Origin of the sequence: Megasphaera sp. UBA4382 (assembly GCF_002391155.1) — a bacterium.
In the GTDB taxonomy this organism is placed as follows: Bacteria; Bacillota; Negativicutes; order Veillonellales; family Megasphaeraceae; genus Megasphaera; species Megasphaera hexanoica.
Window position 1 is genome coordinate 870 of record NZ_DGRS01000003.1, and the last position, 14,923, is coordinate 15,792.

20 protein-coding genes and 1 pseudogene are annotated in these 14,923 nt (G+C 50.1%); 15 read left to right on the forward strand and 6 right to left on the reverse strand.

What is annotated here, in order from left to right:
- Positions 1–109 precede the first annotated feature (109 nt).
- The gene (locus B4H10_RS00065) at positions 110–529 is read left to right on the forward strand and encodes a biotin/lipoyl-containing protein (protein ID WP_059077430.1); all 420 of its coding nucleotides are present in this window, start codon (positions 110–112) and stop codon (positions 527–529) included.
- 18 nt (positions 530–547) lie between these two features.
- Positions 548–970, forward strand: coding sequence for an RrF2 family transcriptional regulator (locus tag B4H10_RS00070; RefSeq protein ID WP_059077431.1), 423 nt, complete (start codon positions 548–550; stop codon positions 968–970).
- Between the two features lie 69 nt (positions 971–1,039).
- Here the strand turns inward: B4H10_RS00070 and B4H10_RS00075 are convergent, their stop codons facing one another.
- Positions 1,040–1,438 (reverse strand): thioesterase family protein, encoded by a 399-nt coding sequence (locus B4H10_RS00075; protein ID WP_075582300.1) that lies wholly within the window; start codon positions 1,436–1,438, stop codon positions 1,040–1,042.
- A gap of 147 nt (positions 1,439–1,585) precedes the next feature.
- On the opposite strand from B4H10_RS00075, the gene B4H10_RS00080 reads away from it, so the two are divergent.
- A complete protein-coding gene (locus tag B4H10_RS00080; protein ID WP_292017955.1) occupies positions 1,586–2,260 on the forward strand; it encodes a hypothetical protein in 675 nt (224 codons plus the stop codon).
- 27 nt (positions 2,261–2,287) lie between these two features.
- On the opposite strand, the gene B4H10_RS00085 is transcribed toward B4H10_RS00080, so the two are convergent.
- Entirely contained in the window at positions 2,288–3,940 is a 1,653-nt protein-coding gene (locus B4H10_RS00085; protein WP_292017956.1) for an acetolactate synthase large subunit, read from the reverse strand.
- A gap of 290 nt (positions 3,941–4,230) precedes the next feature.
- Here B4H10_RS00085 and B4H10_RS00090 point away from each other — a divergent pair, with 290 nt between their 5' ends.
- The 4 genes from B4H10_RS00090 to B4H10_RS00105 all read left to right on the forward strand — a co-directional run bounded on the left by B4H10_RS00090 (position 4,231) and on the right by B4H10_RS00105 (position 6,407).
- Positions 4,231–4,677, forward strand: a complete 447-nt coding sequence (locus B4H10_RS00090; RefSeq protein WP_059077435.1) for a DUF523 domain-containing protein — start codon at positions 4,231–4,233, stop codon at positions 4,675–4,677.
- A 92-nt stretch (positions 4,678–4,769) separates the two neighbouring features.
- Positions 4,770–5,330, forward strand: coding sequence for a signal peptidase I (gene lepB / locus B4H10_RS00095; RefSeq protein ID WP_059077436.1), 561 nt, complete (start codon positions 4,770–4,772; stop codon positions 5,328–5,330).
- An 81-nt stretch (positions 5,331–5,411) separates the two neighbouring features.
- The gene (gene queF, locus B4H10_RS00100; protein WP_075582304.1) at positions 5,412–5,906 is read left to right on the forward strand and encodes a preQ(1) synthase; all 495 of its coding nucleotides are present in this window, start codon (positions 5,412–5,414) and stop codon (positions 5,904–5,906) included.
- Positions 5,907–6,029: 123 nt separating this feature from the next.
- Positions 6,030–6,407 carry a hypothetical protein gene (locus B4H10_RS00105; RefSeq protein ID WP_234995339.1) on the forward strand — a complete coding sequence of 126 codons (378 nt, stop codon included), beginning with the start codon at positions 6,030–6,032 and terminating at the stop codon, positions 6,405–6,407.
- A 73-nt stretch (positions 6,408–6,480) separates the two neighbouring features.
- Here the strand turns inward: B4H10_RS00105 and B4H10_RS00110 are convergent, their stop codons facing one another.
- Positions 6,481–7,587, reverse strand: coding sequence for an acyltransferase (locus B4H10_RS00110; RefSeq protein ID WP_059077439.1), 1,107 nt, complete (start codon positions 7,585–7,587; stop codon positions 6,481–6,483).
- Positions 7,588–7,710: 123 nt separating this feature from the next.
- Between B4H10_RS00110 and B4H10_RS00115 the strand changes: the two genes are divergently transcribed.
- From B4H10_RS00115 to B4H10_RS00145, 7 genes are read left to right on the forward strand one after another with little or no spacing between them, the layout of a single operon-like run.
- Complete coding sequence (locus B4H10_RS00115; protein WP_059077440.1) at positions 7,711–8,109, forward strand: DUF3592 domain-containing protein; 399 nt, start codon at positions 7,711–7,713, stop codon at positions 8,107–8,109.
- A gap of 12 nt (positions 8,110–8,121) precedes the next feature.
- Positions 8,122–8,730, forward strand: coding sequence for a GTP cyclohydrolase I (gene folE, locus B4H10_RS00120; RefSeq protein ID WP_234995338.1), 609 nt, complete (start codon positions 8,122–8,124; stop codon positions 8,728–8,730).
- Positions 8,727–9,566, forward strand: coding sequence for a dihydropteroate synthase (folP, locus tag B4H10_RS00125; protein ID WP_292017957.1), 840 nt, complete (start codon positions 8,727–8,729; stop codon positions 9,564–9,566). Before folE ends, folP begins: the two co-directional genes overlap by 4 nt.
- 18 nt (positions 9,567–9,584) lie before the next feature.
- Positions 9,585–9,947 carry a dihydroneopterin aldolase gene (gene folB / locus B4H10_RS00130; protein ID WP_075582306.1) on the forward strand — a complete coding sequence of 121 codons (363 nt, stop codon included), beginning with the start codon at positions 9,585–9,587 and terminating at the stop codon, positions 9,945–9,947.
- Entirely contained in the window at positions 9,944–10,423 is a 480-nt protein-coding gene (folK, locus tag B4H10_RS00135) for a 2-amino-4-hydroxy-6-hydroxymethyldihydropteridine diphosphokinase (protein WP_059077443.1), read from the forward strand. Before folB ends, folK begins: the two co-directional genes overlap by 4 nt.
- A 9-nt stretch (positions 10,424–10,432) precedes the next feature.
- Positions 10,433–11,101: a response regulator transcription factor gene (locus tag B4H10_RS00140; protein ID WP_059077444.1), complete on the forward strand. Its 669-nt coding sequence runs from the start codon at positions 10,433–10,435 to the stop codon at positions 11,099–11,101.
- On the forward strand, positions 11,098–12,651 hold the full coding sequence (locus B4H10_RS00145) for a HAMP domain-containing sensor histidine kinase (RefSeq protein ID WP_170087408.1): 1,554 nt from the start codon (positions 11,098–11,100) through the stop codon (positions 12,649–12,651). Before B4H10_RS00140 ends, B4H10_RS00145 begins: the two co-directional genes overlap by 4 nt.
- Before the next feature lie 105 nt (positions 12,652–12,756).
- Here the strand turns inward: B4H10_RS00145 and B4H10_RS00150 are convergent, their stop codons facing one another.
- Genes B4H10_RS00150 through B4H10_RS00160 form a run of 3 tightly spaced genes read right to left on the reverse strand, consistent with a single transcriptional unit; the run spans position 12,757 to position 14,507 of the window.
- Complete coding sequence (locus B4H10_RS00150; protein ID WP_059077446.1) at positions 12,757–12,987, reverse strand: hypothetical protein; 231 nt, start codon at positions 12,985–12,987, stop codon at positions 12,757–12,759.
- Positions 12,984–13,712 carry a metallophosphoesterase gene (locus B4H10_RS00155; protein ID WP_059077447.1) on the reverse strand — a complete coding sequence of 243 codons (729 nt, stop codon included), beginning with the start codon at positions 13,710–13,712 and terminating at the stop codon, positions 12,984–12,986. Before B4H10_RS00155 ends, B4H10_RS00150 begins: the two co-directional genes overlap by 4 nt.
- A gap of 3 nt (positions 13,713–13,715) precedes the next feature.
- Positions 13,716–14,507, reverse strand: a complete 792-nt coding sequence (locus tag B4H10_RS00160; RefSeq protein WP_075582310.1) for a DUF4931 domain-containing protein — start codon at positions 14,505–14,507, stop codon at positions 13,716–13,718.
- 160 nt (positions 14,508–14,667) lie between these two features.
- Between B4H10_RS00160 and B4H10_RS00165 the strand changes: the two are divergent.
- Positions 14,668–14,923: pseudogene (locus B4H10_RS00165) on the forward strand (A/G-specific adenine glycosylase); the annotation flags it as partial.

Consider the following 14,923-nt stretch of genomic DNA (forward strand, 5'->3'; position numbering starts at 1 on the left):
TCGATACGGCGGGATACAACCCGGCCGCATCAGAGCCGTGGCTGGGTCATGGCAGGCCGTCTGGCTGGTATGAGATAAGAGAAATTGGACTCCAGGAGGAATTAGTATAATGAAAAAATTTAACGTAACTGTCAATGGCAAGACCTATGAAGTAGAAGTAGAAGAAGTTGGCGCCCCTCAGAAGGCAGCTGCGCCGGCTGCTCCTGCTGCAGCTCCGGCACCGTCTCCAGCCGCGCAGCCTGTACAGAAAGCACCGGCAGCCCAGCCGGCTCCGGCAGCGCCGGTTGTTCCCAAAGGCCCGGTTCCGGAAGGAGCCATCACGGTAAAAGCTCCTATGCCGGGCAAGATTTCCGCAGTCAAGGCAGAAAGTGGTGCGTCAGTCAAGAGAGGTGATGTACTGGTCGTACTGGAAGCGATGAAGATGCAGAACGATATTACTGCCACAGCTGATGGAACCCTTCATGAAATCCGTGTCCAGGTCGGTGATAACGTTAAGACAGGAGATATCTTAGCCGTTATTACCCAATAGTGAGAAGAGGTAATCTCCATGAAAATATCTACCCGTGGTCGTTATGCATTGCGTCTGATGCTGGAACTGGCTATGCACGAACAGGAGCCCCGCTATATTTCCATCAAGGGGATAGCGGATCACCAGCATCTTTCCGAGAAGTATCTGGAACAGATTGTCACACGTTTGGGACGGGGCGGCATGGTATTCAGTGCCCGCGGTCCGGCTGGCGGCTACCGGTTGGCACGGCCGCCTGAAGAGTTTACCATAGGTGAAATACTGCGTCTGATGGAAGGTGATTTGTCACCTGTCCCGGAAATCAACCCTGATCTGCCGCCGTGCGCTGTAGAGTATGTGTGGAAGAAACTGGCTACGGCTATCAACGATGTCGTCGATCACATTACGCTGCAGGATCTGGTGCGTCTGCAGCATGAAATGGATAAAGACAAAAAGGGTAGATAAGCAGGAGATGCAGAAATAGAAGAACCCCGCAGGAGGATGATTCCTTCCTGTGGGGTTTTGCTTACGAAGTTATTTTTTCAGTTTGCTTTCCGCCTTGGCGACAAACGGTGCCGATTCGATGATGAACCGTTCGTGAACGGCTTCCCCGACGAGTCCGGCATCATCCCAGGCCTGGATGGTAAAGGTCAGTTTTCGTCTGTCCTGTTCTGTCAGGACGGCTTTGGCACGGACTGTAAGGCCAATAGGAGTGGCCGACAGGTGCTTGACGTTCATGGAGATGCCGACGGTGCTATAGCCTTCCGGCAGCTGGGAATCACCGGCCAGAACGGCGGCGTGTTCCATGAGGCCTACCAGTGCCGGTGTGGCGTAGACGGGGGCCGTGCCGCTGGCGTAGCGGATAGCTGTATTCTGTTCGGTAACTTTTTCTGTTGTTTCTGCAGAAGATTGCAGAGTAAGTGTGAAATCCATTATTTCATCCCTCGCTATTCATTTTTTTATTTTATTGTACCATATTGTGCGCAGAATGAATAGGACGGGTCCGGCCAGTGGACTTTATAAAAGAAATACGGTACAATGAATTATACTTGTAAGCAATAGGAGAAGGAAGGGTAGCTCGTGAAGGGTAAATGGTGTCTTCTGGCTCTGGCTCTTATCTGCCTGAGCCTGCCTGTAATGGCGAAAGATAAAGATAAAGGCGTGGAAACGCGGTTTGACAACTGGGGAATCGTGACAGTGCCTCCGGATATCACGATGGAAGAAGGGACGCAGCCGTTTCTGACAGCCCGGTCCTATGGCAATGATGTCGTACGTATGCTGGAAGAAATATATCCGGCCGAACCGGTATGCTGGCAGATTGTAGAAAAGGATGATGCCAGTTTTCAATACGGATACATGTTGCGCTACAGCCTTGACATCTGGCAGGTGGAAGCGGCCGTAGAAGGAAAACAGCAGGAGAATGCCTATCTCCGCGATATTGGCAGCCGTCCGTCGGTGCAGACGCTGGCCAGCCATGCCAATAACCGGCTCCGTATTTCTCTCCCATCAGAATTTGAACTGGTTCAGCCATTCACGGCACGGAAAGTGCGGGGGACGACGTTCTATGAAAGCCGGCTGCGTCACGTACTGCTCATCAACCAGTCTTATTTTACCGAGTCCATTTATGTTCTGGCCTGGCAGCATGGCGATTTCGTTGAAATAGCCGTTATCTTCGGTCACGACGAAGAAGATCAGCATCTTCCCTATACACTGCTGTCTGCGCTGGAAAATGCAAAAAAAATGCCGCGTTCATAGCGGCATTTTTTCGTAAGATCACCTTTCTCAAAGTTCCTTCATCAGTTCTTCCAGATGATGGGTCAGTTTCATATTTTCACTGTAATCGATGGGGCAGTCGATGATGACTGGTTTATCCTGCTTGAAGGCTTTGATGAGCGTCGGCAGCAGGTCTTCCGCCTTTTCGATGCGGTAACCGATGGCCCCCATGCTTTCGGCAAATTTCACGAAATCAGGATTGGTGAAATCGACGTATTCGTGATGGCCGTACTGCATGTCCTGCTTCCATTTGATCAGGCCGTAGCTGCGGTCATTGAAGATGAGGGTGACGAAATTCGTTCCCAGCCGGTGAGCCGTTTCGAATTCCTGGCAGTTCATCATGAAGCCGGCATCACCAGTGATGGCCAGCACTTTTCTGTCAGGATGGACCAGTTTTGCGGCAATAGCGCCGGGGACGGCCAGACCCATGGTGGCGAATCCGTTGGAGATGATGCATGTATTGGGCTTATAGCAGTTATAATGGCGGGCAACCCAGACCTTATTGGCCCCTACATCGGAGATGACGATATCATCCTTGTCCATGACGCGCCGGCAGTCGATGAGTGCTTTCTGCGGCTTGACAGGATAGGAAAGGTCCTGGGCATAGCTTTCATGTTCTTCGACCATCTGTTTCCGCAGATTGAGGAAGGGGACCGGTTCCTGCAGGCGGGCTGCTTTATTCATGATCCGTTCCAGCGCATCGGGAATATTGCCGACGACTTCCACTTCGGGCTGGTAATTTTTGTTGATGTCGGCCGGCATCGTATCGATATGGATGATATCGGCGTTGGACATGTGCCATTTAGCCGGGGCGTATTCGATGATATCGTAGCCGATGGCGATGACCAGGCTGGCTTTTTCCAACATCTTCGTCTGATAATCGTCCATGGGGATGCCGACGGTCCACATCGAATAGGGATTGTCAAAGGGAATAGCCCCTTTGGCCATCATCGTATTGATAACCGGCAGTTTCAGCTTTTCTGCAAATTTAGTGAGCATTTCTGTGGCATGGCTGCGGATAACGCTGCTTCCGGCGAGGATGACCGGATTCTTGGCATAGGAAATCATGGATGCAGCGGCTTCAATCTGCGCTTCCAGGGCCGTTTCCGGCTGGATGGTCTTGCGCTGCAGTGGCCTTTCGTCGTCACCGACGGGCATTTTACTGATATTGACCGGCAGGTCGATGAAGGTAGCACCTGGTTTTTCCCGTTCGGCATATTTAAAGGCGAGCCGTGTGATTTCTGCCATCGTATCAGGCCGGACGACCGTATAGGCGCGGCGGGTGATCGGTTCAAACATAGAGCGCAGGTCCAGATACTGATGGGCCGTAATGTGCATCTTGTCTGTGCCTACCTGACCGGAAATAGCAACTAGCGGCGCCCCGTCGCAGTCGGCATCGGCAACGCCGGTGATGAGGTTTGTCGCCCCCGGCCCGAGAGTTGCCATGCAGACGCCGGCCTTGCCGGTCAGTCTGCCATAGACGTCAGCCATAAAGGCGGCGCCCTGTTCGTGACGGACAGTGATGAATTCTATTTTAGATCTTTTCAGTGCTTCCATGATGGCGAGGTTTTCTTCGCCGGGAATGCCAAAAATATAATGAACGCCTTCTTCTTCCAGACATTCGACTAAAAGATCGGCTGTATTGCGCTGTTTTGTTTTCATTGGATGATCCCCTCTCTTAATAACACAGATACTTTTCTGTTGCGGCTCCAATTATAGTATCTGGAAATGACTTTTTCAATTTCACAATATGAAATTTAATATAGTTTTAATAATTCTTGCCTTTGCGAAAATGAATGAATGGAGAAATAAAATACTGTAAATACAAGGGTTTATCCAATGTTTATGATAAATTACCTGTCAAATATCATGCCGCGATATAGAATTATATTCTGCATCATAAAATTTAACATACAAATTTTTCTTTCGTAATGTGAAAGGAGATGCGATTTATGCAGTTTATTATCATCAGTGCCTGTCTCTTAGGGCAATCCTGCCGTTATGACGGGCAATGCCGGGAGTATCCGGAGATTACCCCATTGTGCAGCCGGAAAGACATCGTGCTCATTCCCGTCTGTCCGGAACAGGCCGGAGGCCTGGCTACGCCGAGACCAGCAGCGGAACGATCAAAAAACGGCGTGTTTACCCGGGAAGGGCGCGATGTGACCGCTGAGTATGAACGGGGAGCACGAGAGGCACTGCGCCTGGCCCGGCTATATGGCTGCCGCTGGGCCGTCCTCAAGGAGAAAAGCCCGTCCTGTGGCAGCTGCTGCATTTACGACGGCACGTTTACGCGCACTCTTACAGAAGGTGATGGCGTGACAGCGGCCCTGTTCAGGAAAGAGGGCATTTCCGTCGTTGGCGAAAGCCGTATTCCCTGGCTCCTGGAACAGTTGTAAGACGCCTGTTCTTACCGGCCGCCGTGGAAATATTGCTTGCTTTATAGGGGCCTCTTTGCTACAATATATAAGTACGCGAGGAGGAACATATAGTGAATACGGTATTACATGAAATATTGGAATGGCTCTATGCCATTGTCATTGCGCTGGCCATTGCCATGGTTATCCATATATTCTTTTTGCAGCCGACACGGGTTTCAGGTGAATCCATGGTGCCGACCCTGCATAACGGTGAATATCTGATTATTTCAAAAATGGGACATATTATGGGAGATGTACCCAATTACGGTGACATCGTCATCATCGACAGCCGCGTCGGCTATCCCCGGACGTGGAAAGATGACGTAGCCGAACCAATGGACAATTATCTGGCCCTGTTCAGCTCCCGCTTCCAGACGAAGAATGTCTGGGTAAAACGGGTCATTGGCCGCCCGGGCGACACGCTGGCTTTCCATGACGGCAAAGTATGGCGCAACGGTGAGGCTCTGGATGAACCGTATATCAATGAACCCATGACTTATAGCCGCAAAGGGGAGGTCCAGGTGCCGGAAGGATATGTCTTCTGCATGGGCGATAACCGTAACCACAGCAGTGACAGCCGCTTCATCGGGCCGGTCCCGGTTGATCACGTCCTGGGGAAAGTCATTTGGTAAATAGGGTGTAAGAGCCGGTGCGCGTACCGCTTGTATACGTGCCGTACTCTTGCACTTTTTTTGTAGGAAAGGAGTTTTTTTATGAGCCGCACAAAGGAAGAATTACAGGGAGTTACGTCTCTGGGAAATCAGCATACAGCCTATACGTTCGATTATGATCCATCACTGTTGGAAACGTTTATTAATAAACATCCCGGCCGGGACTATTTCGTCAAGTTCAACTGTCCCGAATTTACCAGTCTCTGCCCCAAGACGGGACAGCCCGATTACGCTACTTTGTATATTTCGTATGTACCGGACCAGCGGATGGTAGAAAGCAAATCGCTGAAGCTCTATCTGTTTAGTTTCCGCAATCACGGGGACTTCCACGAAGACTGTGTCAACATCATCATGGACGACCTGATCCATGCCATGGACCCGAAATACATTGAGGTGTGGGGGAAATTCCTGCCCCGTGGCGGCATCAGCATCGACCCGTACTGCAATTACGGCCGTGCCGGGACTCCCTGGGAGCAGGTAGCCTGGCAGCGCCTGTCTCAGCACGATCTCTATCCGGAAACCATCGACAACCGTTGACAGATACTTTCAGGTTACGGTTTTGTCTCAGTTTTTCTGCCATTGACAGAAATTGGAAAAGATATGGTATAATAGAACAAACGATAGTTCATAGTAAACATAAAGGCGGTGTTCTTCTTGAAAATGAAAAAAATACTGGCTGCCCTGGTTTTGTCCCTGGCTGTATCCGTTACGGCTTTTGCCAAGGAAGAAGTGTGGCAGTACAATCAGTTTACGACTATTGATATGAGCTCAGCGAAGATTTCCTATCCGGCAGGCATGCAGACTCTTACCTTCCATACGGTAGAAAAAGCTGGTGATTCGACGGATTACTGCACCTATGTCTACAACGTGGATGAACAGACCATCCAGCTCAAGGAAATGGTAACAAAGACGAAAAAGAGCAAGTATAAAAGCAGTTTTTATCCCGAATCCATCAAGAACGGCAATAATGTCATCAAGGCACGGGCCCGCATGGCCGATGAAGTACTGCAGAAAGTACTGGAAAAACTCAATAAATAACAAAATGGAAGCGGCCGCATTACGTGTTTATGCTTAATGCGGCCGCTTCTTTTCTGCGTCTATATGTATGTGGTTATTTTCCTTTGATGCAGATGCGCAGCCACCGCGGCAGTGTAGCTTTGGTGACGACGATGGAAAAGGCGATGGCCAGGAGAGTTACGATGCAGTAGATGGCCATGATGTACAGACTGCGCAGGAAAATATGAAAGTGAGATGCCAGATGGGTGAGCAGTGCCAGAAACAGGGGATGGACCAGATAGATGGGATAGGAGTAATCGCCCAGGAGAGAAAACACTTTATCCACCGCACGCGGCACGGGACGGCATTGCCACCAGTACAGGCAGAACAGCATCGTAGACAAAGTATAAACCATTCCTACCGGACTGAGCTGGTGGATGGTAAACACGGCAGACAGGGCATCATAGCCCTTATAGTACATGATGCCGTAATAAGCGGCCAGCATGCCTGCTGTGGAAAGCCCCTGGAAGAGATTGACCAGAAGTCCGTGATTTTTAAGCCAGTCGCAGACGGCGGAAAAGTGTTCTGCCGTAAAAGCGCCGAACAGGAAGATGAACAGATAATGAAGGACGACGTAATTGAGGCGGTAATTGAAGGCATCCTGCAGAATCGGGCTGGCAAAATGAAAATTCCAGATATAACTGGAATAGAAGTTAAATATCATGTTGGCGAAAAAGAGAATGGTAAAGGACAGGGCCGGTTTCTTATCCATCCAGCGCAAAAGGGGCCGCCAGAGGGGCATGAGAAAATAGAACCACAGGAGAATGACGAGAAAATAGATGTGATACATGGCCAGGCCGTACCAGAGTGTACGGATGAACTGTCCGGGATGGAACAGAGTAAAATTATGGCCGATGACGGAAACGTACAACATGTAAAATAAGGACCAGGAGAGGTAAGGGATTAGGACCGTGCGCAGGCGGCGCTTCAGGTACTCTTTGTATACAAAGGGCTGATTGAGAGGCTGGCTGAGGAACATGCCGAAAGCGGACAGGAAAAAAAAGGCCGGAACGGAAAAGCGGGAGAGAATTTCCAGCACGGCGACCAGTCCCAGATTGGGAGAGGGGCTGAGAAGGGCTACGGAGCCGACGTGGATCCCGATGACTCCCAGCATACAAAGGCCACGCATATAATTAATAGACTGTATAAAACGTTTTGACATCTCGCACCTCATTCATATAAGTTTTCACTAGATACTTTCAGCTTTTTATTGTATCATATTTTAAGACACATGTAGAGATAGTTAAGAGAGGGTTTCCATCCTCTTAGAAGGAGACATGGCGCAATGAGCATTTTCTATTATGTACCAGCTGTCCTTGGCGTGCTGTTCATCGGTATCGGCACCTGGCATGGCTGGCGGCTGCGTGCCCTGACGAGGCATTGTACGGTTCCGGCAACGGGCACAGTGGTGCAGTTTGACGTACAGAAAAATAAAAGCGGCGATATGTATTACCCCGTCATCCGCTTTCAGGCGGGAGCAGAGCAGTATACGGCCCGCTATACCTTCGGCAACAGTGAGTGGAGCTTTGAAGCTGGCGATACCGTCGATATCCGCTACAATCCGCAAAAACCTGAAGAAATCTATTTGTATCACGAACAGACGACGCTGCAGCAGTATGCCAGTCCGTTCATGATCATTGTCGGCGGCTTGATATTTATTGCAACTTATTATATTACAATGTAAGGAAGTATAGTCATGACTGATTTTTCAAAACATATGACGGAGCAGACTGAGGTGAACGAAAAGGCCGTACAGGCCGCGGGAGATTTTCTGCAGGCTCTGGGACTGGACCTCAAACAACTCGGCATGGAAAAAACACCGTACAGGGTAGCTATGGCCTTTTCCCATTTCTTTTCTGGTTTGAAAGAAAATCCGGAAAACTGCTGGGGTGAATTAATCCCTACCCAGTCGGACGGGCTGGTTGCCGTACGCAACATCCGGTTTTATTCCATGTGTGAACATCACCTGCTGCCTTTTTTTGGCATCGTTCACATCGCGTATTATCCGGCAGAAGGAAAAATAGCCGGGTTTGGCCACTTTGCCGAAGTGGTAGACGTACTGGCCCGCAGACCGCAGCTTCAGGAACGGTTTACCTATGAAATATGTAAAGCCGTTCAGGATGGACTGGGGGCCAGAGGTGCCCTGGTCATCGTCCGGGGGACTCATTTGTGCCTTTCCATGCGCAATCATCTGGGCGGCGATTCAGATATTATTACCCAGGCCGGGCTGGGATGTCTGGCCGACGGTACCGATGCAGGGCATCAGGCATGGAAACTGCTTATGGAAGGGGATGCACAGGAATGACAAGACAACATCGCACGTATCACTGGAAAGATGGCAAGACTCTTACTGTCGGGGATAAGACATTGATTATGGGCATATTGAATTATACGCCCGATTCCTTTTCGGACGGCGGGAGCTGGAATGACGTGGATAAGGCTCTTCACCATATGGAAGATATGGTAGCGGCCGGTGCCGATATCATCGACATTGGCGCCGAATCATCACGGCCGGGATTTACCCCTATTTCGGCAGAGGAAGAGATCAGCCGACTGGAACCCATCCTGCGCCGCCTCGTATCAGACTGCCCGGTTCCCGTATCGGTCGATACCTACAAGGCCAAGACGGCACATTATGCCATGTCCTGCGGTGCCCACATCATGAATGATATATGGGGACTGCAATACGCCCCGGAACCGGGAGAAATGGCCGCCGTCGCCGCTGAATTCGACGTGCCGGTCATCGTCATGCACAATCAGGATGGGACGGAATACGGCGATATCATAGGCGATATGAAGGCTTTTTTTGCCCGCTCCGTAGCTATTGCCGACGCTGCCGGTGTCAGCCGTGATAACATTATTACTGATCCGGGAATCGGGTTTGGCAAGACGTTTGAACAGAATGTGTACGTCATGAAACATCTCCGCGAACTGACGGACCTGCCTTATCCGCTGCTTCTCGGTACGAGCCGTAAAGGGTTCATCGGACGCATCCTGGATCTTCCTGTGACGGAACGCATGGAAGGAACAGGTGCAACCTGTGTAGCCGGTGTACTCGACGGGGCGGCTATCGTCCGCGTCCATGACGTCGGACCTATAGCACGCATGTGTAAAATGACCGATGCATTACGGCCGGAATAGATGGATAAGGAGATTCCTATGGATAAAATAGTATTAAAAGGATTGCATTTTTATGGGTATCACGGCGTATTTCCGGAAGAAACGAGAAAGGGGCAGCCTTTTTCCGTCGATCTGGTCATGGAACTGGATACAAGCGATGCCGTACAAAGTGACAGTATTAAAGATACGGTAGATTATAGTGCCGTCTATACGACAGTACAGGAAATCGTCGAAGGCAGGCCATACAAACTGATCGAAAAAGTAGCTGCCGTTATTGCCGATACGGTACTTGATACGTATCACAGGATACAGGCGGTGGAAGTGACACTCCACAAGCCGCAGGCGCCCATTGACGGTCATTTTGATGATGTGACCTTTGTCATCAGGCGGAGCCGGTCGTGATCAGGGTCTATCTGAGCCTGGGGGCCAATCTGGGCAGACGGAAGGAAACGCTGCAGCAGGCGGTCCGTGCCATATCGGCTCTTGACGGGGTGCGTCTGGCTGCTGTATCATCCTTTTATGAAACTCCGCCCTGGGGAAAAGAGAATCAGCCGCCGTTCATCAATGCGGCAGCACTGGCAGAGACATCGCTCCCTGTCGTGGAATTTCTCCGGAAGTGTCAGGCTGTGGAAACGGCATTGGGCCGGGTACGGCACGAAAAATGGGGAGCCCGCACGATCGATATAGACCTCGTGTACAGTCCTGACGTGACCTGCCGGACCGCGGAGCTGACACTGCCCCATCCATATCTGACACAGCGGGCTTTTGTCCTCGTGCCATTGCAGGAAATTGCCCCTCATCTGACGATAGGGGGAACTGATATCGGACAACTGCTGATAAAGCTGCCCGAACGCAGGCAGATTATTAAAATAGAATAGGAGAAGATTATGGAAAAGATACTGATTGCCGATGATGAACAATTGATGAGGCAGCTGGTCATTGATTTTTTAAAACCAGAAGGCTATGAAATCGTAGAAGCTGCTGATGGAAAAGAAGCATTGGAAAAATACCGGTCAGAACATCCGGATCTGATTCTTCTCGATGTCATGATGCCTGGATACGACGGGTGGACGGTCTGCCGGGAAATCCGCCGGGAATCGACTGTACCTATTATGATGCTGACGGCGAAAGGTGAAGAAATAGACCAGCTATTTGCCTACGATCTGGGTGTCGATGAATATATAACCAAACCTTTCAGCCCCAAAATTCTCGTAGCCAAAATAAAAGCGCTGCTGCGCCGTGTACAGGCTGAAGAAGAACAACCCCAGGCGGCTGAAGGTGTATCTATTGACCGAGATGCCCGTCAGGTCGTCATCGATGGCAAAAACGTTGATCTCAGTCCGACAGAATATAAACTGCTCAACTATCTCATGACCAATGCCGGCAAAGCGCTGAGCCGCCGCCAGATTCTCAATAAAGTCTGGAATTATGAATATTACGGCGATCTTCGCACGGTCGATACGCATATTAACAGACTGCGCATTAAACTCGGTGACAAAGGATATGTCATTAAAACCGTACGTGGTTACGGGTACCGTTACGAAGCGTCGAAATGATGAAGATATCACTGCGCAAAAAAACATGCTTTTTCCTTGCTGCCTTTACGATTTTGTCGGCGCTGCTGCTCATGCTGGCTATCGGGATAGGTTTTAAGACTTTTTATCTGGAATACAGGAAGGACACACTTATATCTATGTCCAAGGATATCGGCCGCATGTACCACGAAGCCGGGACCGATAATGCAGAACAGTTCGACCGCCTTAGCCAGCAGAACAGTTCTGTCATTTATATCGTGGACAATCAGCATCTTGTGTATTCGTCCATGCCGAACCGGAAAGCTGTACTGGGAAGACCGTCATTCAAGGGACAGCAGGAATTTACTGCCCCAGGACTGAAAAGGCTCAATCCCGATGGGGAAGAGCAGCCGATGAAAGAGCCACGGCATGTCACCATCATGCGCAAACTGTTCAATGGCGAAGCCTTAAGCCAGGATGAAACTAATGAAATTTACATTGACGGCCGGGACGATCACATGCGATTCATCAGTTATATCTATCCTGTAGACGAAGACCGTAATAGTTACGTTATTGTTTCCCAACCGCTGGAACCACTGGAAGCGACCGTTGTCGTCGTGCAGAATTTCGTTGCATTGTGCGGTATCATATGGCTGTTTGTTGCCATCATCGGTTCCATTCTGTTTACCAATGCCCTGACGAAGCCGTTGATTCATCTGAAAAAGCTGTCTGTTGCTATGGCCCATCTCGACTTTTCCCATAAATGGATGAATACGCGCAATGATGAAATCGGGGAACTGGGCCAGAGCCTGAATAATCTGTCCGATCAGCTGAATACGGCCCTTACAGAGCTCAAACAGGCGAATAGCGAACTGGAAATACAGCTCAAAAAAGCCAACGAAGTGGAAAAGATGCGTAAAGAATTTATTTCTGCCGTGTCCCATGAGCTGAAGACACCGCTGGCCCTTATCCAGGGATATGCCGAAGGACTGGACAGTCTCGATGTGGATGAATCGACGAGGCAGCATTACTGCAAGGTCATACACAGTGAGACGATGAAGATGGATCATCTGGTGAAGGACCTGCTCAACCTGTCACGGCTGGAAACGGGGACGTTCCGCATTGATATGACGGAGTTTGATTTCCGGGCTCTCGTAGAAGAAGCGCATTGTCGCTTCGAAGGGGTCCTGAGGGAAAAAGAAATTCAGTTTTCGTGCTGCCTGCCTGAAGAAATGGTTGTCTACGCTGATCCGGAACGCATTGATACAGTCCTTAGCAATTTCCTTTCCAATGCTATCGACTATACGGAAAACGGACGACGTATTATTCTTTCTGCCGTCCGTTCGGGAGACCGTTATACCATAAGCATCTACAATCAGGGAATCCAGATACCGGAGCAGGACCTGAGCCGCGTCTGGGAACCGTTCTATAAAGTAGATGCCGCCAGGACCCGCAAATCCCAGCGTATTTTTGGCGGTCATGGTCTGGGCTTGGGAATCGTGGCAGCCTTATTGAAACTGCACCATGAAACGTATGGCGTGTACAATGAACCAGACGGCGTGACATTCTGGTTTACCCTGAAAGCCTGCTGATTCGTTTCATTTGGATGACTGTCGAAAAATTGCTATGAACGGCAAATAAAGGAGGCCGCAGCAAAATGAATGGTTCATGTCATTATGCTGCGGCCTCATATTGCATTAAAACGACTTTTTTCCCAGCACGGGATGACTGCACGGCTTCAGCGTCAGATGGCCGACGAGATAGCCTGCTTCTTCCAGGGGAATATCTTCCCGGGAACCATCGTGTTCATACACGCAGAGTGGATGTTCCGTGCCGACTTCGCCACCGGGCAGATAGATGTATTCGTTATTTTCTTTATCGCCGAAGATGAACCCGGCTAATAGATGTTTCTGGGCAATCTGGCTCATGGTTCTTCTCCTTTATCATCAAATGTAATTTCCAGCAGCTGGCAGTCCCGGTAATCGGCAGAGACGAGCTGCAGCAATGTCCCGTTATATCTGCGGGGAAACATGGTGTTGGGCTGCATGCCGTGGAGATGGCCGAACACGCACAGAGGAACGTGATACTTTTCCAGAAGCTCTGTAAAACCGCTGGGTCTTGTCAGATCACAGACCGGCGGGTAGTGGAGAAGCAGAATTGTGTGCTCACAATTCAGTGCTGCCGCTTCCTGCAGGCACCGTTCGACGCGGAGCAGTTCCCGGCGGTAAGGTTTGGCGTCTTTTTCTTCATGGTAGTGGATGTCGCCGGGGCAGACCCAGCCATGAGTACCGCAGACAGCGATGCGGCCTTCGTCGAGAGTGACGGTGCTGCCGTATAAGTAGTGCATGCCCTTTCCTTCATCGAGGCGGTTTAACTTGCCGGCACTTTCCCACCAGTAATCGTGATTGCCGCGGATGATATATTTCGTGCCGGGAAGTTCCCGGATTTCGTCGAGATCTTCCTGAGCTTCTTTAAGATGCATGGCCCACGATGTATCACCGGCGATGAGGACGACGTCGTCTTCATGGACACGGCTGAGCCAGTCTTCCCGGATCCGCTGCCAGTGATTGATCCAGCGGGGACCAAAGACCTCCATGGGCTTTTTAGGCGGATTGCCGGACAGATGTAAATCACCGATTGCAAATAAACGCATATATTATTTCCTTTCCGATAAAATGGTACGCAGTTTTTCTATAACCCGCTGCTGATGTCCCTTGTTGGCGACCTGGGCAATCATATATCCTACGTACAGCGGATTGGTAAGAAAACGTGGGACTATTTTGACAAAGAGCCGGCTGTCACCGGGAAAATCGTAGAAAAAGATGTTATAGCTTTCGTTGCGCCACACGAAATCGTGGATGAAGTAGTGGGCGACGAGCTGCATATAGCGAACGAACTCTGGCAGTTTTTCCTTGTTTTCAAGAATCAGGTTGACTTCATAAAAGCCGATGATGGGACGGGTTGAAAGATTGATTTCCAGACCGTCTTCTTCGATGATGGGCGTCCCCAGGAGATGGTAGAGCTTGATGTCGTCATGATAATCATAGTTTTCAAATCCGACTATCTGGGAATGGGGATGATGAATAGTTCCACCGGACATGTAACCGTGATTCCTGTAAAAAACGACGGAACGGAAGCGCCCCATTTCTTTGACCTGCTGCCACTTTTCCAGACCGAAATCGATGAGCTTTGTGGCATAATCCGGCGTATATTCACAAAATTCACCGTCGCAGTCGTCACTTTCGATGATTAGTGTCTGCCAGGAATCCTTGAGGACCGGATAGGCATTTTCCAGCCATATCATGTGTCCCCGCGTTTCCATGATGTTTTTTAAATGTGCCACATCGCAGAACGGGCAGTACGACGCGTCGCGGTGCACCGTATCCGGCTTTGTCCTGCCCAGGTCCAGATTGTATATCAATGTATGTAATGACGGATTGTGTTCCATTATGACGGACTCCTTTACTAATACCTACCGTATATTGTAGCATAGAGATACGCTTTTTCAAATACGATATATGGCAGGGGATGTGGTATAATATAAAGCACCGGAGCCAGACTGGCATTCCGGTGTGATTACATTGAAAAAACAGAGGTATGAACCGTTTATGACGATACACAACGAAACAGCCCATGACTGGCCGCAGCTGCTGCTCGGCTGGTTCCGGACTCACCGCCGTGACCTGCCCTGGCGCACTTCGCCGCGTGATCCGTATAAAGTATGGGTTTCAGAAATTATGCTGCAGCAGACGAAAGTCGAAGCCGTCCGGCCGTACTATGAAAACTGGCTGGATCATTTTCCTACGGTGGCGTCCCTGGCCAGTGCCACCCAGGAAGAAGTGCTGCGCCAATGGCAGGGGCTGG